The 21,015-nt window shown below is 43.4% G+C and carries 20 protein-coding genes; 17 read left to right on the plus strand and 3 right to left on the minus strand.

Going from position 1 to position 21,015, the window contains the following annotated elements:
* From ACQRCC_RS13265 to araA, 6 genes are read left to right on the plus strand one after another with little or no spacing between them, the layout of a single operon-like run.
* Positions 1-969: a glycoside hydrolase family 43 protein gene (locus ACQRCC_RS13265; RefSeq protein WP_427851239.1), complete on the plus strand. Its 969-nt coding sequence runs from the start codon at positions 1-3 to the stop codon at positions 967-969.
* 51 nt (positions 970-1,020) lie between these two features.
* Positions 1,021-1,701 carry a YesL family protein gene (locus ACQRCC_RS13270; RefSeq protein WP_427851240.1) on the plus strand — a complete coding sequence of 227 codons (681 nt, stop codon included), beginning with the start codon at positions 1,021-1,023 and terminating at the stop codon, positions 1,699-1,701.
* Entirely contained in the window at positions 1,680-3,194 is a 1,515-nt protein-coding gene (locus tag ACQRCC_RS13275) for an alpha-N-arabinofuranosidase (RefSeq protein WP_427851241.1), read from the plus strand. Before ACQRCC_RS13270 ends, ACQRCC_RS13275 begins: the two co-directional genes overlap by 22 nt.
* A 49-nt stretch (positions 3,195-3,243) precedes the next feature.
* On the plus strand, positions 3,244-4,368 hold the full coding sequence (locus tag ACQRCC_RS13280; protein WP_427851242.1) for a GntR family transcriptional regulator: 1,125 nt from the start codon (positions 3,244-3,246) through the stop codon (positions 4,366-4,368).
* Complete coding sequence (gene araD, locus ACQRCC_RS13285) at positions 4,362-5,051, plus strand: L-ribulose-5-phosphate 4-epimerase (protein ID WP_427851243.1); 690 nt, start codon at positions 4,362-4,364, stop codon at positions 5,049-5,051. Before ACQRCC_RS13280 ends, araD begins: the two co-directional genes overlap by 7 nt.
* A 29-nt stretch (positions 5,052-5,080) precedes the next feature.
* Positions 5,081-6,577, plus strand: coding sequence for an L-arabinose isomerase (gene araA, locus ACQRCC_RS13290; protein ID WP_427851244.1), 1,497 nt, complete (start codon positions 5,081-5,083; stop codon positions 6,575-6,577).
* Positions 6,578-6,608: 31 nt separating this feature from the next.
* On the opposite strand, the gene ACQRCC_RS13295 is transcribed toward araA, so the two are convergent.
* Complete coding sequence (locus ACQRCC_RS13295) at positions 6,609-7,397, minus strand: HAD family hydrolase (protein WP_427851245.1); 789 nt, start codon at positions 7,395-7,397, stop codon at positions 6,609-6,611.
* 112 nt (positions 7,398-7,509) lie between these two features.
* On the opposite strand from ACQRCC_RS13295, the gene rpiB reads away from it, so the two are divergent.
* Positions 7,510-7,959 (plus strand): ribose 5-phosphate isomerase B, encoded by a 450-nt coding sequence (gene rpiB / locus ACQRCC_RS13300; RefSeq protein WP_427851246.1) that lies wholly within the window; start codon positions 7,510-7,512, stop codon positions 7,957-7,959.
* Between the two features lie 16 nt (positions 7,960-7,975).
* Positions 7,976-9,019 carry a trigger factor gene (tig, locus tag ACQRCC_RS13305; protein WP_427851247.1) on the plus strand — a complete coding sequence of 348 codons (1,044 nt, stop codon included), beginning with the start codon at positions 7,976-7,978 and terminating at the stop codon, positions 9,017-9,019.
* Between the two features lie 69 nt (positions 9,020-9,088).
* Here the strand turns inward: tig and ACQRCC_RS13310 are convergent, their stop codons facing one another.
* A complete protein-coding gene (locus ACQRCC_RS13310) occupies positions 9,089-9,529 on the minus strand; it encodes an RpiB/LacA/LacB family sugar-phosphate isomerase (protein ID WP_427851248.1) in 441 nt (146 codons plus the stop codon).
* Positions 9,530-9,750: 221 nt separating this feature from the next.
* On the opposite strand from ACQRCC_RS13310, the gene ACQRCC_RS13315 reads away from it, so the two are divergent.
* Genes ACQRCC_RS13315 through ACQRCC_RS13325 form a run of 3 tightly spaced genes read left to right on the plus strand, consistent with a single transcriptional unit; the run spans position 9,751 to position 13,273 of the window.
* Positions 9,751-10,602 carry an L-ribulose-5-phosphate 3-epimerase gene (locus tag ACQRCC_RS13315; RefSeq protein WP_427851249.1) on the plus strand — a complete coding sequence of 284 codons (852 nt, stop codon included), beginning with the start codon at positions 9,751-9,753 and terminating at the stop codon, positions 10,600-10,602.
* A 45-nt stretch (positions 10,603-10,647) separates the two neighbouring features.
* Positions 10,648-12,156, plus strand: a complete 1,509-nt coding sequence (locus ACQRCC_RS13320; protein ID WP_427851250.1) for an FGGY-family carbohydrate kinase — start codon at positions 10,648-10,650, stop codon at positions 12,154-12,156.
* Positions 12,157-12,187: 31 nt separating this feature from the next.
* Positions 12,188-13,273, plus strand: a complete 1,086-nt coding sequence (locus ACQRCC_RS13325) for an alcohol dehydrogenase catalytic domain-containing protein (RefSeq protein WP_427851251.1) — start codon at positions 12,188-12,190, stop codon at positions 13,271-13,273.
* 72 nt (positions 13,274-13,345) lie between these two features.
* On the opposite strand, the gene ACQRCC_RS13330 is transcribed toward ACQRCC_RS13325, so the two are convergent.
* Positions 13,346-13,960 carry a YesL family protein gene (locus tag ACQRCC_RS13330; RefSeq protein WP_427851252.1) on the minus strand — a complete coding sequence of 205 codons (615 nt, stop codon included), beginning with the start codon at positions 13,958-13,960 and terminating at the stop codon, positions 13,346-13,348.
* Between the two features lie 305 nt (positions 13,961-14,265).
* On the opposite strand from ACQRCC_RS13330, the gene ACQRCC_RS13335 reads away from it, so the two are divergent.
* The 6 genes from ACQRCC_RS13335 to ACQRCC_RS13360 form a co-directional block, all read left to right on the plus strand.
* Positions 14,266-15,693, plus strand: a complete 1,428-nt coding sequence (locus tag ACQRCC_RS13335) for an ABC transporter substrate-binding protein (protein ID WP_427851253.1) — start codon at positions 14,266-14,268, stop codon at positions 15,691-15,693.
* 135 nt (positions 15,694-15,828) lie between these two features.
* Complete coding sequence (locus ACQRCC_RS13340) at positions 15,829-16,764, plus strand: carbohydrate ABC transporter permease (protein ID WP_427851254.1); 936 nt, start codon at positions 15,829-15,831, stop codon at positions 16,762-16,764.
* 50 nt (positions 16,765-16,814) lie between these two features.
* Entirely contained in the window at positions 16,815-17,639 is an 825-nt protein-coding gene (locus ACQRCC_RS13345; protein ID WP_427851255.1) for a carbohydrate ABC transporter permease, read from the plus strand.
* Between the two features lie 10 nt (positions 17,640-17,649).
* Complete coding sequence (locus tag ACQRCC_RS13350; RefSeq protein WP_427851256.1) at positions 17,650-18,807, plus strand: ABC transporter ATP-binding protein; 1,158 nt, start codon at positions 17,650-17,652, stop codon at positions 18,805-18,807.
* Positions 18,808-18,811: 4 nt separating this feature from the next.
* Entirely contained in the window at positions 18,812-19,936 is a 1,125-nt protein-coding gene (locus ACQRCC_RS13355; RefSeq protein ID WP_427851257.1) for an ABC transporter ATP-binding protein, read from the plus strand.
* 86 nt (positions 19,937-20,022) lie between these two features.
* The coding region (locus tag ACQRCC_RS13360; RefSeq protein WP_427851258.1) for an alcohol dehydrogenase catalytic domain-containing protein at positions 20,023-21,015 on the plus strand (993 nt) is incomplete at its 3' end.

The following is a 21,015-nucleotide window of genomic DNA, read 5'->3' on the forward strand; positions in this document are numbered from 1 at the left end:
ATGAATGGAAATCACGAATTAAAATACAATTGTGTATGGATTCCGCAGCGTGCGGATCCATACGTTTACAGACATACAGACGGCATGTATTATTTTACGGCGTCTGTACCGGCATATGATCAGATTGTGCTCCGAAGAGCTGAGAGTCTGGAGGCACTGGCAGATGCCGGGGAACATACCGTCTGGGTAAAGCATCCGTCCGGACCGATGAGCGAACATATCTGGGCACCGGAACTTCACTATCTGGAAGGAAAGTGGTATATTTATTTCGCGGGCGGGGAGAAGGACGATGTGTGGAAGATTCGGCCTTACGTGCTGGAATGCACAGACGAAGACCCGATTACCGGAACCTGGACAGAAAAAGGTAAAATGCAAAGGGCAGACGGAGATGAATTTTCGTTCGAAGCATTTTCGCTGGATGCTACTGTTTTTGAAAATAAAGGCAAGTACTATTATGTATGGGCTGAGAAGGTAAGTGTAGGTAAGCAGATTTCTAATCTGTACATAGCAGAAATGGAATCCCCATATAAGCTTAAGACAGAACAGGTACTTCTCACAACTCCGGATTACGACTGGGAACGGGTTGGTTTCTGGGTAAACGAAGGACCATTTGTGATTAAGAACGGAGAGGGACAGCTGTTCCTTACATATTCTGCAAGTGAGACTGGCGTATGTTACTGTGTGGGGATGCTGAGTGCTGATGAAGACAGTGATCTTCTGGATCCGCTTTCCTGGAAGAAATCCAGATATCCGGTTCTTTGTACTGACGAGGAAAAAGGCATTTACGGACCGGGACATAACTGTTTTACAAAGCTTGAAGATGGTACCGATGTAATGGTATACCATGCACGAACAGAGAAAGAAATTGTAGGTAATCCACTCTATAACCCGAATCGTCATGCAATGCTGATGAAGGTGAAGTGGGAGAAAAAAGACGGAATAAAAGTACCGGTCTTTGATTATGAGTAAAACATCTGATGAAAATATCAGAATGATTTAAGAAAACTGGGAGGGAAATACATGAATCCGGATGGCAGAATTATGAACTTTTTAAGCAGACTTGGGGATATGTTTATTCTGAACATTCTGTATCTTGTCTGTTGTATCCCGATCATAACGATTGGAGCGGCCACAACCGCACTGTATTATAATACGCTGAAAATGGCGGAGAACAGAGAATCTTATGTGTGGAAGGATTTTATAAAATCTTTCAAACAGAATTTCCGTCAGGCAACGATAATATGGCTGATGATCCTGGTGGTGTTCGGAGTCCTGGCGGCAGATTTCCTGCTGCTTGGCGGTATGGGACAGGCAATCAGTTCTGTTGTGGCAATTGTGGCAATTGTTCTGGGAATATTTCTGATTATGATTGGTGTTTATGTATTTCCGGTCCTTGCAAGGTTTGATAATACTGTAAAAAATACGGTGAAAAATTCGCTGATTATGGCAGTCCGGCATTTGCCTTCTACGATTGTAATCGTGCTGATTCACGGGTTGCCGTTGCTTTTGGCATTTGTATCTTTACAGGCGTTTGTCAAAGGAATTCTGGTAGTGCTGGTATTTACAGTGTCCATACTGGCATACTTTGAATCCAAATTATTTTCCAGGGTATTCAGTCACTATTACCCGAAAAATGAAGATTATGATTTTGCGCATTATTCTAGAGGAGGATTAACAGCATGGCGAAACAGGCAAAAATGATTCTTGATAAAGATTTTAAAGTGGCAGAGGTTGATAAGAGAATTTATGGTTCTTTTATCGAACATCTGGGAAGAGCTGTATATGATGGAATCTATCAGCCGGGAAATCCGATGTCTGATGAAGATGGGTTCCGTAAGGATGTAATCGATATGGTGAAGGAACTGGATGTTCCTATTATTCGTTACCCTGGCGGAAACTTTGTTTCCAGTTTTGTGTGGGAAGACAGTGTGGGACCGGTGGAACTCAGACCAAAACGTCTGGAGCTTGCATGGCAGAGCCTTGAGACCAATGAGGTTGGTGTTGGTGAGTTTGCAAAATGGACGAAGAAAGTAAATTCAGAGATGATGATGGCGGTGAACCTCGGAACGAGAGGAATTGCAGATGCATGCAACCTTTTGGAGTACTGTAATCATCCGGGTGGCACAAAATACAGTGATATGCGTATTGCGCATGGTGCAAAAGAACCTTATAATATAAAGGTATGGTGCCTGGGTAACGAGATGGACGGCCCATGGCAGCAGGGACATAAGACGATGGAAGAGTATGGTCGTCTGGCAGAAGAAACAGCAAAGGTTATGAAGATTATCGATCCGACAATTGAGCTTGTTTCCTGCGGAAGTTCTAATCGTGAGATGCCGACTTTCCCAACCTGGGAAGCGACAACTCTGGAGCGTACCTACGATTTCGTGGATTATGTTTCTCTGCATCAGTATTATGGAAATGAAGCAAATGATACAGCAGATTTCCTTGCAAAATCAGATGACATGGATGAATTCATCCGCACAGTTATCGCGACATGTGATTATATTAAGGCAAAGAAACGCGGCAAGAAGAATATCAATCTGAGCTTCGATGAGTGGAATGTATGGTTCCATTCCAAAGAAAAAGAGATGGATATCCGCGAGAATAATCCATGGCAGATAGCACCTCCGATGCTGGAAGATATTTACACTTTTGAGGATGCCTTGCTGGTAGGATTAATGTTGATTACACTTTTAAAACATGCCGATCGTGTGAAGATGGCCTGTCTGGCACAGCTGGTTAATGTAATTGCACCGATCATGACAGAAGAAAAGGGCGGTGCGGCATGGAAACAGACAATTTTCTATCCATTTATGCATGCTTCTAAGTATGGAAGAGGAACCGTATTAAGACCGGTAATCAGTTCTCCGGTACATGATACTGCAGAGCATGAAAATGTAACAGACATTGAGAGTGTTGCAGTATACAACGAAGAAAAGGATGAGGTAACAATCTTTGCTGTAAACCGTAATGTAGATGAAGATATCCAGCTTACAACAGATGTAAGAGGATTAGAAGGATATACACTGAAAGAGCATATTGTTCTTGAAAACAGTGATATGAAAATCTGCAATGGGGCAGGCAGGGAACTGGTATATCCAAAGACTGTAAATCAGTCAGTTCTGGATGCGGGAATTCTTACAAGCACATTGCATAAGGCATCCTGGAATGTAATTCGACTTGGAAAATAAAAGGTAATCCGCGTTAGATATCATGAGATTTTCAGCATGAGGTGGGAATATGGAGGCTAAACCGAAATATATTGAAATCCATGAGTGGATTAAAAAGCAAATTATAAGCGGAGAACTGAAGCCGGGTGAGCGGATGTATTCGGAAAATGAGCTGATGGAGATGTTTTCCGTAAGTCGTCAGACGGTTCGCCATGCGATATCCAGACTGGAGTTTGAGGAATTTGTTGTACGCAAACGAGGAAGCGGAACTTATATCCGTGAAAAAAAAGAACAGGAAAAACGTGTTAACAGCATGCAGATTGCAGTGGTTACGACTTATATTGATGAATACATTTTTCCGGGAATTATTCGTGAAATAGAGCGGACCGTTTCGAAAGAAGGTTATGGGATACAGTTCGCGTCCACTCACAATTCGATTGAGAGTGAACGGGAGGTGCTCAGGAGGCTTCTTCGGGAAAATACGGTGGATGGAATTGTTGTGGAGGCGACAAAGAGTGCGCTCCCCAATCCGAATCTCCCGTTGTATCGGCAGATTTTGGAGCGGAATATTCCGTTGGTTTTTATTAATTCCTATTACCCGGAGATACAGGCACCTCATGTATCGATGAATGACCGTATGGCCGGAAAGATGGCGGCTCAGTATCTGATCCGAAAAGGACATCGGAAAATTGGTGCTATTTTTAAATGTGATGACGGACAGGGACATCTTCGATATGCGGGCTTCGTGGAAGCCATGATGGAAGCGCGCATTCCGATTCGCGAGGGACAGGTTATCTGGATCTCGACGGAAGACGGAAGGCGGATGCGGCAGGAAGAGGATCGCTATCTCGGAAGACTTGAGGATAATACTGCATACGTATGTTACAATGACAAAGTGGCAATGGAGTTCATTGAAATACTGGAAAAGCATCAGATACGTGTACCGGATAATATTTCGGTTGTGGGGATTGATAACGCGGAGATTTCTCTGCATCACGGAACTGCGTTGACGACAGTGCAGAATCCGCTGCAGAGTCTCGGAGAGCTTACTGCAACGGTCATGCTGAAAATGATTCATGGAATTCCGGTTGAGAAGGATTATGAGTTGATGCCAACTATGGTGGAGCGGATGTCGGTTAAAAACCGTCACAGATCTCCCCTTTCTATGGTAGAAAAGGAGAAGATATTATGTTAGAAGCATTAAAAAAAGAAGTGTACGAAGCAAATATGCTGCTTCCAAAGCATGGACTGGTTACATTTACATGGGGAAATGTAAGTGGGATTGACCGTGAAAAAGGATTGTTTGTTATTAAACCAAGCGGAGTTGATTATGATAAGCTGACACCGGAAGATATGGTGGTTATGGATCTGGATGGAAATAAAGTAGAGGGAAGATACAATCCTTCTTCTGATACAGCAACTCATCTGGAGCTTTATAAGGCATTTCCGGATATGGGAGGAATCGTGCATACCCATTCCCCGTGGGCTACAAGCTGGGCTCAGGCCGGAAGGGGAATCCCGTGTTATGGAACAACACATGCAGATTATATGTATGGGGAGATTCCTTGCGTGCGTAATCTGACAAAAGAAGAGATCGACGAAGCTTATGAAAAAAATACAGGACTTCTGATCGTAGAGCATTTTGCTGGAAAGGAATACATGGCAATGCCGGCAGTACTCTGCAAGAACCATGGACCATTTACCTGGGGCAAGGATGCTCATGAGGCTGTGCATAATGCAGTTGTTCTGGAAGAAGTTGCAAAGATGGCAGCGCGGTGCGAGATGATCAATCCGCAGGTACAGCCTGCGCCACAGGAGCTTCAGGATAAGCATTATTACAGAAAACATGGAGCAAATGCATATTACGGACAGAAATAGAAATGCATAAATTAAAGAGGTAAAAAATTATGATGAAAATTAGAGATTATAAATTCTGGTTCTGTACAGGTTCTCAGGATTTGTATGGAGATGAGTGTCTGGCACACGTAGCAGAGCATTCCAAAATTATGGTAGATGCTCTGAATAAATCCGGTATCCTGCCATATGAAGTGGTATGGAAACCGACACTGCTTACCAATGCAATGATCCGTCAGACTTTAAATGCAGCAAATCAGGATGAGGATTGTGCCGGTGTTATCACCTGGATGCACACCTTCTCACCTGCAAAGTCATGGATTCTTGGATTACAGGAATACCGGAAGCCGCTGCTGCATCTGCATACCCAGTTTAACCGTGAACTTCCGTATGATACCATTGATATGGATTTTATGAATGAGAATCAGGCTGCTCACGGTGACCGTGAATATGGACATATTGTGAGCCGTATGGGTATCGAACGTAAGGTTATTGTCGGATTCTGGGAAGATAAAGAAGTTCAGGAAAGAATCGCATCCTGGATGCGTACTGCAATCGGTATTGTGGAAAGCAGTCATATCCGCGTTATGCGTGTGGCTGACAATATGCGTAATGTTGCAGTTACTGAGGGTGATAAGGTAGAAGCTCAGATTAAATTCGGCTGGGAAGTAGATGCTTATCCGGTGAATGAAATTGCTGCTGAGGTAGAAGCGGTAGCCAAAGGTGATGTGGAAGCTCTGGTTGAAGAGTACTATGATAAATATGAAATCCTGTTAGAGGGAAGAGATCCGCAGGAATTCCGCAGACATGTTGCAGTACAGGCACAGATTGAGCTGGGATTTGAAAAATTCCTGGAGGATCAGAACTGCCATGCTATCGTTACACACTTTGGAGATCTCGGTTGCTTACAGCAGCTTCCGGGTCTGGCAATCCAGAGACTGATGGAAAAAGGTTATGGATTCGGTGGAGAAGGTGACTGGAAGACGGCTGCGATGGTACGCCTGATGAAGATCATGTCTCAGGGAATGAAGGGAGCAAAGGGAACATCTTTCATGGAGGATTATACATATAATATGACTCCGGGCAAGGAAGGAATCCTGGAAGCTCATATGCTGGAGGTTTGTCCGTCCATTTCCGAGGGACCGATCGGAATTAAGGTTCAGCCGCTTACCATGGGTAACAGAGAGGATCCTGCACGTCTGGTATTTACATCCAAAGAGGGACCGGGTGTTGCAACATCTCTGATCGACCTTGGCAATCGTTTCCGTCTCATCATTAATGATGTTGATTGTAAGAAGCCGGAGAAACCGATGCCGAAGCTTCCGGTAGCGACAGCTTTCTGGACACCGCAGCCAAACCTGATGACAGGTGCGGAAGCTTGGATTCTGGCAGGAGGAGCACATCATACAGCATTCTCCTATGACCTGACATCCGAGCAGATGGGAGACTGGGCAGCAGCAATGGGAATTGAGGCTGTATACATTGATAAAGATACAACCATCCGACAGTTCAAGAATGAATTAAGGTGGAACAGTATTGCTTACAGATAAGTGAGACAAGGGGACAGGTTCGCTGTCCCCTTTATAATATCAAAGTCGCCGTGATGTCTTCCAGAACTTCTTCTACAGAATCGGTGACATAGGTAGAGTAGTAGGCAATTCCCGGAGCAGCATTGGACATGGCATAGCTGGTGCCGGTGAGCTGCAGCATTTCTACATCATTATATTGGTCGCCGAAGGAAATACAGTCTTTGGGGTCGATGTGAAGATGATTCAGCAGACCCTCCAGGGCAACACCTTTGTTGGTGCCCGGGGCAATAAAATCAACCCAGATATTTCCGGAAGTTACGATCTTAATCTCAGAGCCAAATATATCCTTCAGATATTTCTCACACCGTTTGGTTCCGTCAAAATCGCAGACGGCAATTTTCAGAAACTCTTCTTTAATGTCGGTGGCAAGGTTGTCCACAATCTCCATATCGTTTCCTACCTCATCAATCATATAGTTCAGGAATCTCTGGTTTCGGGAATCGGTGTAACACACTTTTTCACCTGATACGATACAGTCGCAATGATGGAAGTTATGGATTGCCTCGATAATACGTATTCCCAGTGCTTTGTCAATGGTTCCTTTGGAAAGTATTTGATTTTTATAAACACACAGGGAACCATTTTCGGCTACATATGCAATGTCATCCTTCACCGGTGCAAAAAGTCTCTGCAGATTACAGTACTGTCTGCCGCTGGCGGCCACGAACAATACGTCCTCTTCTTTGAGAGCACGGATTAGGTCAAATACTTTCGGGTTGAGCTGTTGTGCACCATTTTGCAGAAGAGTGCCATCCAGGTCGCTTGCAATCAGTTTTATCATAAAGAATCTCCTAACATATCAAAATATTATTGACAGGGCGTTGATATTCGCTCAAATACTAATTATAATATAAATATAAAAAATTTGGAAGATACAGATGGGAGAATTGATTATGAAAATTGGAATTGGTAATGACCACTCAGCGGTAGATATGAAAAACGAAGTGGTGGATTTTCTGGTAGAACAGGGCTACGAGGTAGTCAATTACGGCACAGATTCATACGAGAGCTGCAATTATCCGGTGTATGGTGAAAAAGTGGCGAATGCGGTGGCTCAGGGTAATGTGGATCTGGGAATCCTGATCTGCGGAACGGGTGTCGGAATTTCCCTGGCTGCAAATAAAGTGAAGGGAATACGTGCTGTTGTATGCAGTGAGCCATATTCTGCAAGGCTGTCCCGTGAGCACAACAATACGAATATTCTGGCTTTCGGCGCACGCGTCGTTGGAATTGAACTTGCCAAGATGATCATTACAGAATGGTTAAATGCAGAATTCCAGGGGGGAAGACATCAGACCAGAGTGGATATGATCATGGATATTGAAGAGCGGAAATGCAAATAAAGAGAGGTAGAGTATTATGAAAAAAAAGACAGCAGTATGTGCAGTGGTAATGGGGCTTGCGATGGCAATGACAGGCTGCTCATCAGGTACGGTTTCGAATGAGTATATCACGATCACAAAGTATAAGGAAGTGGAAGTGCCAAAGGTAGAAGGACTTCCGGATATAACGGATGAGGCTGTGGAAAATAATATCCAGAAGGTGCGGGAAGGTTTTGCGCAGACAACAGAAATTACAGATCGTCCGGCTCAGGAAGGAGATATTGTAGTCGTAGACTATACAGCATCAGTGAATGGCGAGGTGCTGGAGGATGGCGAAGTGAGTGATTATCCGGTGACCATTGGTGAAGGAGCCCTGTATGAGGGCTTTGATGATGCGATTGCAGGTCACAGCGTGGGTGATGTTTTTGAGACGGAACATAAATTTGCGGAGGATGACACCACTACTTCTCTGGCGGGACAGCTGGTTACCCTGAAGATTACGGTGAAGTCTATTACGGAGAAGGAACTTCCGGATCTTACAGATGAATTTGTGCAGACAATATCTCAGAAATCGGAGACAGTAGAGGAATACAAAAAGGAGATGCGTGAGCTTCTGGAAGAGAATAATGAAGAGTATGCATTGACTGAGTTGACAGAATCTTCATGGGAAAAGGTTCTTGAGAATACGGAGGTAAAGAAATATCCGGAGGATGAACTGGAAGAGGAAAAACAGAGCTTCTATGATCACTATGAGAAGGGCGCTGAGGCATACGGCATGGAATTCGAAGAATTTCTGGAAAGCATGGATATGACGGAAGATGAGTTTGCAGAAAAAGTGGAAGAGGCTGCAAAGTCCAATGTAAAAGAGAATCTGGTCGTTGCTCTGATTGCGGAGAAAGAAAATATTGAGCTTTCTGACGAGGAATACGAGAAAGCAAAGGAAGACCTGGCGAAGGAAATGTCCTATGAGAGTGTGGAGGAAATGGAAGAGGAAGCTCCGGAAGACGCTATCCGCAAATACATTATGCGCGATAAAGTGAAAGAGTGGGTAGCGAAGAACTGTATTCAGGTAAAAGAATAAGATGGTAATAACACGAGCCAGCCGATAAACGGCTGGCTCGAATTATATTCTGTGATAATTCCGATGATCTTAGTGCTCTTTTTCGTATGCGATAAAAGCATCAATCTTAGGCTGAGAAGAGCATCCCGGTACGAATTCGTTAGTCAGGAATGCGTCGATTAATTCTTCTCTTAATTTATTTCCTGTAGTGAAAGCTCCGAGACATGCAATGTTTGCATCGTTGCTGAGACGTGCACGTTTTGCAGAATAAACATCGGAGATTAAAGCTGCGTAAGCACCTTTGACCTTGTTAGCTGCAAGAGAAACACCGATTCCGGTTCCGCAGAGAAGAATACCGCGATCGTATTCTTTTGCTGCAACGGCTTCAGCAACTGCGATTGCTGTATTTGCGTAAATCGGATCTTCGCTTCCGAAATCTGTAATCTCGCCATAGCCCTTTGATTCCATAAACTGAATTAACTGTTCTTTTGCTTCCTGTGCGTTCGGGTCGCATCCAATTGCTATTTTCATAATAACATGTCCTCCTTTTGGTGTTCGGTTTCTATATATATTATCATATAAGAGAGAGAGGGCATAGTCAACAATTTAAATGTATTTTTCCGTACAAAAGTATAAAAGGAGGAAAAATGTAATTGCCTTTTTTGTGCAATAATTGTATAATTATCCTAGTGTTAAATGAAAGAAATATAAAAGTTGCACAATGTCTTGTGCGGGTTATAAGGAGGCGTTTTATGGAATTTAAAGACACCTATCGTATTGGAATTTACGAAAAAGCAACTCCTGCTGAGCTTACCTGGGAGGAACGTCTGACTGTTGCAAAAGAGGCGGGATTTGACTACGTCGAGATGAGTATTGACGAAACGGATATGCGTATGTCACGACTTGACTGGAGTGATGAACAGATTGCCGAGCTTCTGGAGATTCAGCGGAAAGTTGGGCTTCCAATTGAAACCATTTGTTTTAGTGCTCAGAGAAAATATCCTCTTGGAAGCAAGAAATGGGAGAGTGAGGCAAAGGAACTTCTCAGGAAAGGTGTCCTGTTTGCCAGAAAGATGGGAATCCGCATCATCCAGACCCAGGGATATGATTGCTATTATGAAGAAACCAGTGATGAGACCACAAAGGAGAGATTCTATCGGAATCTGGAAGAAGGAACCATGTTCGCGGCATCCCATGGAGTTATGCTGGCGATGGAAACCATGGAGAATGATTTCATGAATACCATAGAGAAAGCAATGTACAGCGTGAATCGTGTGAATTCGCCGTATCTGCAGGTGTATCCGGATGTGGGGAATATTTCCAATGCAACGAAGGATGTGATTGGTGACATTATGACCGGAAAAGGTCACATTGCAGCGGCGCACCTGAAAGAGACGGTGCCGGGTAAATTCCGTGAGATTCCCTATGGAACCGGTCAGGTGGATTTTCCACCGGCGATTGCTAAACTGTATGAACAGGGTGTGAGAAGATATGTGGCGGAATTCTGGTATTGCGGTGAAGAGAACTGGAAGGATATCGTGAAAGGCAACCGTATTTTCCTGGATGAACAGTTTGTGAAGGCAAAAGAGCTTCTGGGATTATAAGATTAATGGATATAAGATATTGAGAAGGGAAAGGAAGTGTGTGTGATGGCAAAGTATGTAATGGGGCTTGATAACGGCGGTACTTCTACGAAGGCTGCGATTTTTGATCTGTCCGGAAAAGAAATTGCTACCGCCGGAAAACAGACGAAAGTTATTACTCCCAAATCCGGCTACACGGAAAGAGATATGGAAGAGTTGTGGCTGGCCAACTGCGACTGCGTAAAGCGTGCGCTGGAGAAAGCGGGTATTGATGGAAAGGATGTCCTGGGTATTGCGGTCTGTGGACATGGCAAGGGATTGTATCCATGGGGGAAAGATGACAAGCCGGCATATAACGGAATTATTTCTACGGACAGCCGCGCATGGAAATATCCACAGAAATGGCACGATAACGGCGTATATGATGAATTGCATGACCAGCTCTGCCAGGAATTTATGGCGTGTCAGCAGGTGGCACTTCTTGCATGGTTTAAGGATCATCACAGAGATGTATATGACAATATAAAATATGTCTTTTCGGTAAAGGATTATGTCCGTTTCCGTCTGACAGGTGAAGCTTACTGTGAAGCTACGGATATTTCCGGTTCCGGCCTGATGGATGTGAAGAATGCGAGATTTGACAGAGAGATTCTGGAGAAGCTGGGAATCGGTGAAGTTTATGATATGCTGGCTCCGATTAAGTATTCCTATGACCTTTGCGGAACGATTACAAAGGAAGCATCTGAACTGACCGGACTTCCGGAAGGGACACCGGTGGCGGGAGGTATGTTTGATATTGATGCCTGCGCGGTAGCGGTAGATGTAACTTCCCCGAAGGAACTGTGTACCATTGCGGGAACATGGAGTATTAATGAATATATTTCCGAGACTCCGGTCATGGATGGAAGTATTGCCATGAACTCTCTGTTTGCAATGCCGGGATACTATCTGGTTGAGGAATGCAGTGCAACATCATCCGGTAATCTGGAATGGTTCCTTGAGAATTGTATGGAGAATGAACAGATTCCGGAGGGAAGCAATCTCTATGAACTGATTAATGAAAAGGTTGCAAGTGTAAAACCGGATGAATGTGATGTGTATTTCCTTCCGTTTTTATATGGTTCCAATGCGCATCCGCTTGGAAAAGGAGCATTTATCGGACTTACAACCTATCATAACAAGGCACATATGCTCCGTGCGATTTATGAGGGCGTTGTATTTTCGCATCGCACACATATTGAGAAGCTGTTATCTTCCAGAAAACCGCCGGAGGCGATCCGTATGGCAGGCGGAGCAGTGAATTCCAAAGTGTGGGTTCAGATGTTTGCAGATGCTCTTGGATTCCCGATTGAGACGGTAGATGCCAAAGAGTTGGGAGCACTTGGATGTGGAATGGCGGCAGCAATCGCGGCAGGTGTATATAAGGATTATAAGGATGCGGCGGCTCATATGGTGCATGTATCCGATCGTGTATATCCGAATCCTGAGATGACAGCTATTTACCAGAAAAAGTATGAGAAATATCGTGCGGTAAGCAAAGCACTTGATACTGTCTGGGGACAGTTTGAGGTATAAAAATTAAAATCATAGAAAGGTGGAAAAAATTATGGCAAACAAAGGAAGTACTCCAAAAACAATGAAAGCACTGGTGGCATACAGTAAAGATGATTACCGTTTTGAGCCGGAATATCCGACACCGGAATGTGGACCAGACGATATTATTATTAAAACAGAGGCCTGCGGTATCTGTGCGGGAGACTTAAAGTGCAGCCATGGTGCAGCAATGTTCTGGGGAGATGATGTACAGCCTTCATGGGTAAAACCTCCGTTCATTCCGGGACATGAGTTCTTTGGACGTATTGTAGAAATGGGAGAGAATGTAGAAGGATATGAGCTTGGTGACAGAATCATTGCTGACCAGATCGTACCTTGCGGAAAATGTAAATTCTGTAAAGACGGACATTACTGGATGTGCCAGCCGCATGATATGCTGGGATTCCAGTCTTACAATAACGGCGGTATGGCTGAGTATGTAAGATATCCAAAGAACTGTGTTCTCAGCAGAGTACCGGAAGAAATGTCAGTTGAGCAGGCACTTCTGGTTGAGCCTTATGGATGTTCCAAACATGCGGTTGACCGCGGAAGCATCACTAATGAAGATGTAGTAGTTATTTCCGGTGCAGGAACACTGGGACTTGGCATGATTACATACGCAAGAATGAAGAATCCAAAATTATTGATCGTTCTTGATATGCAGGACAAACGTCTGGAGAAGGCAAAAGAGTTCGGAGCTGATCTGGTATTTAATCCTGGAAAATGTGATATTGATAAAGAAATTAAAGCTTTGACAGACGACTATGGATGCGATGTATACATTGAAGCAACCGGACATCCGTCCAGCGTTATCCAGGGACTTACCATTACACGTAAGCTTGGCCGTTTTGTAGAATTCTCTGTATTCGGTTCAGAGACAACTGTTGACTGGTCCATTATTGGTGACCGTAAAGAGTTGGATATCCTCGGTTCACACTTAAGCCCATATGCATATCCATTTGTAATTGAGAACATGGTAAAGGGCAATCTGAAGACAGAGGGTGTTGTATCCAGCTACTTCACACTGGAAGAGTGGGAGAAGGCATTTGACTATGCATCAGGAAAATACGGTGACTTCAAGGTTGCATTCAAGTTCTAGAAAAATATCCGGAGATATAAAAAAGTGGTTTCCTTTGGGAGACCACTTTTTTCTTACAGGATTTAAAATGAATTAATTTTCTTTGTTTCGGTATTTTTGGAAAACTTTCTCATATAAATTAAGTATGGCGTATACGATCATGCCCTGGCCAAACAGGAAGACAAGACCTCTGGCTATGAGGAATTTGACAAACAGAAAACCTGTCAGTGCGTAAAAGCCTGCGGCAATCAGTGTGACCGGTGCATACATAAATGCAAATACAAATGCATTAAACAGAATCTCTTTCATGGTTCCGGTAAAATTAATCATTACCGGGTAGATCCAGAGCATTCCCATTACCAGTGTGATAAATGCCAGGACAGAGATTACTATCAGGGCAGTTTTCCCGGGGATATCTGTGGTGGTAACGATCCGGTAATCCATGAAGAAAACTGCTGACAGGATTGCCAGGATGACCCATACGACAGTGGCACGTTTCCAGTGAAGGCGGAATCCTTCTTTGAAATTCTGAAATACATGCATATCACCGGCTATCAGACGGTTGGTTGCATAATATTGGGCGATGGTGGCAGCTCCAGCCGTTATCACAGGGAGGCAGCAGACCATCCATAACAGGTTCAACAGAGTAACGCGACTTAATAATGTGGCAAACTTCATAAAGCCGCTGTCATATTCAAATGCTTTCATTATAAAATCCTCCATATCTAGTGCGATAAGAATAATCATACACTAAAAATGGAGGAACTGCAAGTACGGCTAAAGATTGTTAAGAAAAAAACGGACAAAAAAACGAAACAATATTTATACATTTAGTGCAAAAATACCAGTGAAAAATAGTGAAAAGTGATAAATGTAAAAAAACTTGACAAAAGTAATGATGAGAGATATAATTAACTCAACAAAATGCATAAAGTAATTCGGGCAGGTAAACCGAATAGAGAGGGAACTTTATGTGTCGAACAAACAAACCAAAAAAGGGAGGAAAGAAAGGTATGAAGAAAAGAGTTATTAGCGTACTTCTTTGCACAGCAATGGTTGCATCAATGCTGATTGGTTGCGGCGGTAAGACGACAAGTGCTGAGCCGGAAAGTGACGCTCCAGAGAAAGGAAGCGCAGAAGATTTTGATTGGAAGAATTATGAAGGAACAGAAATCAATGTAATGTTCAATGAGCATAACTATTCCAAGGCTGTTATCGCAAAGATTCCAGAGTTTGAAGAGTTAACAGGAATTAAGGTTAAATATACATCAACACCTGAGTCCAACTACTTTGACAAACTGAACACCGCTCTTAGCAGCCGTTCAGGAAATCCGGATGTTTTCATGACAGGTGCTTATCAGGTTTGGGAGTATGCTCCGGCTGGATATCTTGAGCCGTTGGAGGACTACATCGACAATCCGGCATTAACATCTGCAGATTACAATTTTGATGATTTTATGCCAGGAGTTGTTAACGCTCTGAAATGGGATCTTGTTCCGGGACACGCTGTAGGCGAAGGTTCTCAGTGGGCACTTCCAATGGGATGGGAATTGAACAACCTTTCCTATAACAAGAGAGTATTTGAAGAGAAGGGTCTTGAGGTTCCGAAGACAACAGATGAACTGCTTGAGACAGCTAAAGCTCTTCAGGGATTCAATGGCGATGGTACATATGGTATTGCAGTTCGTGGTATTCGTGACTGGGGAACAATTCATCCTGGATATATGTCACTGTTTGCAACATGGGGCGGACAGGACTTCGCTATCGAAGATGGCAAACTTGTTTGTAAGTTAGATTCCAAAGAAGCAATTGATATGACACAGTACTGGGTAGACCTGATTAAAGCAGGCGGTTCCGATCAGTGGTCCACATATACATGGTATCAGTGTGGTGTTGACCTTGGTGCAGGAAAAGCTGCTATGATGTTCGATGCAACAAGTAATGCATACTTCAACAACTTTGAGGGTGCTTCTGCTGAGTCCGGAAATATTTCCTGGTCAGGAATTCCGCTTCCGGAAGGAAAGACAGAAGCTGATATGAAGTCCAACCTTTGGGTATGGTCCATGGGTATCAATGCGGATTCTAAGAATAAAGAGGCTGCTTGGTTCTTCTTACAGTACTTCACAAGCCCGGATTACATGCTTTGGGCAGGTACAGAGGGAGCTTCTCCGGATACTCCGCGTCAGTCCGTATTTGATAGTGAAGAGTACAAGGCTATTGTAGGTAAGGCTGATAATTATCTTGAAGCTTTCGCAACATTACAGGATAATGCATCTATTTACTTTACACCACATCCATACTTCTTCGAGTGTACAACAAAATGGTCCGAAGTTCTTCAGGATCTTGTTACAAGTGACAAGTATGCGTCCGTAGAAGAAGGTATGAAACAGCTGAAGAAAGACCTTGATACAGTTGTAGCTGACTTGGAAGTATCTGAGTAATAACATGTGTATTTTAGCGTACATAGTTCATTAAAGGGTTAGAGTCAAGGAGGGGTTACCTGACCCTCCTTGATTTTTTTTCTAAAAAACAGAACCCAGGGGGACTGACAAAAATATTTGATTGGAGGAAACAGGATGAAAGAGCAGACAAAAAACAGTACTGCTGCGAGCGAACTGAATGTGGTACCGTTTAAAACAAGGGTGCTTCCTTACTTAATTGTAGCTCCTGCATTAATCATTACGATTGGTATTATGATTCCATTCATAATGGCAATTTACTATTCATTAACCAATTATTCTTTCAGAATGCCTACATATAGTTTTATTGGACTTAAGAACTGGATTACGATTCTGAAGTCTTCTGTATTCTGGAAGGCAGTGTGGGTAACACTTAGATATGCATTCTTTACTACCGTTATTGAAATGGGATTAGGTATGGGAATTGCAATCCTTCTGAACAACTTGAACAATAAATTCTCTAAAATCATGAGAGTGGCACTTATCTTCCCTCTTATGATCGCGCCGGTAACAGCAACAATTATCTGGCAGCTGATGCTGAACAACTCAGTAGGTATCGTAGAGAAATTCCTGAACGTATTCGGAATTGTAGGCTTCCCGTGGGCAGCGAGTCCGAAGACAGCTATGATGACAGCTGTTATGATTGACGTTTGGGTTAATACAGCATTCTGTATGCTTCTGGTACTTGCAGGACTCCAGTCACTGCCGAAATCACCGTTTGAATCAGCTAAGATTGATGGTGGAAGCACAATGTTCAACTTCCGGAACTTAACTTTACCTATGTTAAAACCGAGTTTGTACATCGCTCTTCTGTTCCGTCTTATGGCGGCATTACAGGAATATGCGATTATCTTCTCGCTTACAAAGGGAGGTCCTGGAGATACTCTTATGAACCTGTCTCTGACATCTTATCAGACAGGTTTCCAGTTCCAGAAATTCGGATTCGCACTTCCGTACATTCTGGTTCTGTGGGTATTCATTAATATGGTTGCAAAACAGATTGTTAAGAGACAGCGAGCAGCTCAGAGACAGGCAGCAGGTCTGGAAGAGTAGGCGAAGGTATCTGAAACATTTGAGAATATTTAACGGAAAGGATGTTGAGCATGAATACAGCTACAAAAAGATTAGGCCGGATAGTTCAGAATGGATTATTGGCTATATATGCAATATTTGCTTTGTTTCCGCTGATTTGGATGGTGCTGTTGACATTTAAGTCAGATGCTGAGATGTACAGTACGACATTTATCTTTACACCAACTTTGGATAACTACAAAGAAGTATTGTTTAATACAGATTACTTACAGTATATGTTAGACAGTTTGATCGTGTCCGGCGGTGCGGTAATTATCTCCGTACTTGCAGGTGTGCCTGCTGCATATGCACTGGCAAGATATAACTTTAAAAAGAAAGAGGATATTGCATTCCAGATTCTTTCTTTCAAATTTGCTCCTGAGATCCTGGTAGTATTACCTCTGTTCATGATTTATCAGACACTGGGTATTTATGATACATATTTTGGACTTATCTGGGTATACCAGCTGATCTCAATGCCTCTTCTGATCTGGGTTGTAAGAGGATACTTTGAAGATATTTCTGTAGAAATTGAGTATGCTGCACAGGTTGACGGCTACACATGGTATCAGATCTTCTTCAAGAATCTTATTCCGCTGATCAAACCGGGTCTTGTATCAGCAGCTCTTCTGGCATTCATTTTTGCATGGAACTGCTTCACATTCCCATTGATGCTTGGTGGTACCAATGTTCAGCCGATTACGGTTGCTATTACAAAGTTCCTGGGAACAGATAGTGCTCACTATGGACAGCTTGCTGTAGCAGCAGCAGTTTCTGCTCTGCCGGCTATCATCTTCGCACTTTGTATCCAGAAACATCTGGTACGTGGTCTGAGTTTCGGTGCAGTAAAAGGATAGAGGTGAGAATATGTCAAGAATACAATTGGAAAACGTTACAAAAAAATTCGGAAAAGTCACTGCTCTTGACGGAGTTACACTGGATATCAAAGATAAAGAATTTTTCGTATTATTTGGACCTGCCGGTGCAGGAAAGACGACGATTCTTAACTGTATCGCCGGTATTCAGCTCCCGGAAGAGGGTGTTGTAAAATTTGACGGAGAGATTGTAAACCTTGTGGATGCTGCTCACAGAGATACGGCAATGGTATTCGAGAACTATGCTCTGTATCCGCAGATGACAGTATATGACAATATGGCATCTCCGCTGAGAAGTAAGTTATATAAGAAAGATGAAGAATATATTAAAGAGAAAATCCAGAGTGTCGCTGAGATGATGAAAATGGACTATCTGCTGGAACGTCTGCCAAGCCAGTTGTCCAATGGACAGAAACAGCGTGTTGCTATGGGACGTGCTCTGGTTCGTTCTCCGAGAGTATACCTGATGGACGAGCCTCTGGCTCATCTGGATGCAAAGCTTCGTAACTCCATGCGTACAGAGTTGAAAGAGATCCAGGCAAACTTTGGTACAACCAGTATCTATGTAACACATGACTTTATGGAAGCAATGTCACTGGGTGACAGAATTGCTATTATTAATGAAGGTAAAGTGGTACAGATCGGTACAGGCGATGAGATTTACTATATGCCGTGTAATGAATTCGTTGCACAGCTGATGGGTGATCCGGAGATTAACCTTTTCACAGGTGCTCTTACAAAATCCGGCGACAAATATATGCTTGCAGTAGAAGGTCTTGACAAGACATACGAGCTTCCGGCAGAAAAAGATCTGTATGCTAAGCTGGATGAGCTGGGATTAGACAAGATTGATATGGGTATGAGACCACAGCATCTGAAATATTCCTTCGAGCCTAAGGAAGGATACCTGAAATGTATCGTATACAGTTATGAGAGTATCGGTAATAAGTCAGTTATCGTTGCAGAGGCAACAGACGGAAAGCAGCTTCGTATGATCGCTCCGAATGGTCTGAGCGTTAAGATTGACCAGGATGTTTATGTTGATATGAAGATTGATAATGCTATGTTCTTTGACGCAGATACCAAAGTATACTTGACCAGATACAATGAAGCAGTGATTAAGCAGTTTGCTGCAGAACAGGAGGGATAAGAATATGGCAGGATTGACAATAAAACATCTTTATAAACGTTATGAAAATGACGGTAAGAAGAAAAAAGGTGCAAAACAGAACGATTATGCTGTTAAGGATCTGAATCTTGTTGCAGAGCAGGGCGAATTTATCGCACTTCTCGGCCCTTCCGGATGTGGTAAGACTACAACTCTTCGTATGACTGCTGGTCTGGAGGATATTACAAAAGGAGAGATTTATATCGGAGACACTCTGGTAAATAATCTGCATCCGAAGGACAGACATATCGGTCTTGCATTCGAGGATTACGCTATGTATCCGCCGCTTACCGTATATGACAATATTGCTTTCAACCTGAAGGCAAAAGGTGTTGATAAAGCAGAGATTGACAAACGTGTCCGTGAGATTGCACCTTTGATGCAGTGTGATGATCTTCTGGACAAGATGCCTGTTAAATTATCCGGTGGACAGAAACAGCGTGTTAATATCGCACGTGCAATTATCCGTCGTCCGGAACTGCTTCTGATGGACGAGCCTCTGTCTCATCTTGATGGTAAAGCACGTCAGGCAATGCGTACTGAGATCAAACGTCTGATTAATGACATTAAATGTACAACTGTATATGTAACACATGACCAGTTAGAGGCAATGTCTCTGGCAGATAAGATTGCTATTATTAACTTTGGTGTTCTTCAGCAGTATGGTACACCGGCAGAAGTATACGATGATCCGGTTAATGAGTTCGTTGCATCCTTTATCGGTGAGCCTCCGATGAATATTCTGGAGACAACGATTGTGGGAGATGGAGATCATTTCTTCTTTACATTCGAGAACAGTAATCTTAAGATTGCTGTTCCGGAGCGTTACAACAGCGTTGTAAGCAATGGATTCAAGTGTAAGATGGGTGTTCGTCCTATGGACGTGCTGATTGGTGATGAGAATTCCAAGGGTACACCGGAGGAGGTTGCTACATTCGAGAACCTTGGTGACGAGCGTCGTATCGGTATCCATGTAGGAAAGACATTGTTAATGCTGATTACTGATGATGAGACCAGATATAAAGCTGGCGATATTATCAAACTGGAAGTTCGCGGAGAGAAGACTCATCTGTTTGATATTGAGACAGGTGAACGTATTCGTTCAAAATAACACATGTGAGTATCCTGACTTCTTCCTCGGACTTCCGGGGAAGAAGTTTGTCATTTTACAATATTTAAAATTGGGAGGTAATGATTATGAGCAATTTACCAGCAAAAATGAAAGCAATTGTAGCTTACGCACCTGGAGATTACAGATTTGAAATGGTGGACACACCAAGAGCCGGCGAGGGCGAGATGATTCTTAAGGTGGAGGCCTGCGGTATCTGTGCAGGTGATACCAAAGCTTTTGCAGGAGCTGCAAGTTTCTGGGGATTTGACGGACAGCCGAAATATATTAAGGAGCCTATGATTCCGGGACATGAGTTCGTGGGTAAAGTTGTAGAGATCGGACCGAACGTAAAAGGTAACTGGAAGATTGGCGACAGAATCTGTCCTGAGCAGATCGTACCATGTGGAGAGTGTATGTTCTGTAAGACGGGACGTCACTGGATGTGTGAGAAACATGATCTGTTTGGATTCCAGAATAATGTAAACGGTGGTATGGCTGAGTATGTAAAACTGACAAAAGAGGCTCTTCCGTATCTGGTACCGGCAGATATGCCGATCGAAAAAGCAGCTCTTATCGAGCCATATGCATGTTCTTTCCACTGTGTAGACCGTGCACAGGTTAAGACAACAGATGTAGTAGTTCAGTCTGGTGTGGGAACACTTGGACTTGGTATGGTAGGTGCCCTGAAGCAGGCAAATCCGAAGTGCCTTATCGTACTGGATATCAATGATGACCGTCTTGCAAAGGCAAAAGAGTTCGGAGCAGACGTTGTTATGAACCCGGCAAAAGAAGATGTTGTAGCTAAGATCAAAGAGATGACAGGCGGCTACGGATGTGATATTTATATCGAAGCAAGCGGACATCCGTCCAGCGTACAGCAGGGACTGGACTGCATCCGTAAGATGGGACGTTTCGTAGAGTTCTCCGTATTCGGACAGCCGGTAACTGTTGACTGGAGTATTATCTCCGACCGTAAAGAGTTAGACCTTCTTGGTGTACACTTAAGCCCGTTCTGCTATGATACGGTTATTGAGTGGATCGGAAACGGCAAGCTGCCGACAGAAGGTGTTGTAACTCAC

Origin of the sequence: Sporofaciens sp. SGI.106 (assembly GCF_050314255.1) — a bacterium.
In the GTDB taxonomy this organism is placed as follows: domain Bacteria; phylum Bacillota; class Clostridia; order Lachnospirales; family Lachnospiraceae; genus Claveliimonas.

Bases quoted from the DNA above. Each gene is read 5' to 3' on its own strand.
- ACQRCC_RS13265 (WP_427851239.1), top strand. From the start codon at position 1: ATGAATGGAAATCACGAATTAAAATACAATTGTGTATGGATTCCGCAG.
- ACQRCC_RS13270 (WP_427851240.1), top strand. From the start codon at position 1,021: ATGAATCCGGATGGCAGAATTATGAACTTTTTAAGCAGACTTGGGGAT.
- ACQRCC_RS13275 (WP_427851241.1), top strand. From the start codon at position 1,680: ATGGCGAAACAGGCAAAAATGATTCTTGATAAAGATTTTAAAGTGGCA.
- ACQRCC_RS13280 (WP_427851242.1), top strand. From the start codon at position 3,244: ATGGAGGCTAAACCGAAATATATTGAAATCCATGAGTGGATTAAAAAG.
- araD (WP_427851243.1), top strand. From the start codon at position 4,362: ATGTTAGAAGCATTAAAAAAAGAAGTGTACGAAGCAAATATGCTGCTT.
- araA (WP_427851244.1), top strand. From the start codon at position 5,081: ATGATGAAAATTAGAGATTATAAATTCTGGTTCTGTACAGGTTCTCAG.
- ACQRCC_RS13295 (WP_427851245.1), bottom strand. From the start codon at position 7,397: ATGATAAAACTGATTGCAAGCGACCTGGATGGCACTCTTCTGCAAAAT.
- rpiB (WP_427851246.1), top strand. From the start codon at position 7,510: ATGAAAATTGGAATTGGTAATGACCACTCAGCGGTAGATATGAAAAAC.
- tig (WP_427851247.1), top strand. From the start codon at position 7,976: ATGAAAAAAAAGACAGCAGTATGTGCAGTGGTAATGGGGCTTGCGATG.
- ACQRCC_RS13310 (WP_427851248.1), bottom strand. From the start codon at position 9,529: ATGAAAATAGCAATTGGATGCGACCCGAACGCACAGGAAGCAAAAGAA.
- ACQRCC_RS13315 (WP_427851249.1), top strand. From the start codon at position 9,751: ATGGAATTTAAAGACACCTATCGTATTGGAATTTACGAAAAAGCAACT.
- ACQRCC_RS13320 (WP_427851250.1), top strand. From the start codon at position 10,648: ATGGCAAAGTATGTAATGGGGCTTGATAACGGCGGTACTTCTACGAAG.
- ACQRCC_RS13325 (WP_427851251.1), top strand. From the start codon at position 12,188: ATGGCAAACAAAGGAAGTACTCCAAAAACAATGAAAGCACTGGTGGCA.
- ACQRCC_RS13330 (WP_427851252.1), bottom strand. From the start codon at position 13,960: ATGAAAGCATTTGAATATGACAGCGGCTTTATGAAGTTTGCCACATTA.
- ACQRCC_RS13335 (WP_427851253.1), top strand. From the start codon at position 14,266: ATGAAGAAAAGAGTTATTAGCGTACTTCTTTGCACAGCAATGGTTGCA.
- ACQRCC_RS13340 (WP_427851254.1), top strand. From the start codon at position 15,829: ATGAAAGAGCAGACAAAAAACAGTACTGCTGCGAGCGAACTGAATGTG.
- ACQRCC_RS13345 (WP_427851255.1), top strand. From the start codon at position 16,815: ATGAATACAGCTACAAAAAGATTAGGCCGGATAGTTCAGAATGGATTA.
- ACQRCC_RS13350 (WP_427851256.1), top strand. From the start codon at position 17,650: ATGTCAAGAATACAATTGGAAAACGTTACAAAAAAATTCGGAAAAGTC.
- ACQRCC_RS13355 (WP_427851257.1), top strand. From the start codon at position 18,812: ATGGCAGGATTGACAATAAAACATCTTTATAAACGTTATGAAAATGAC.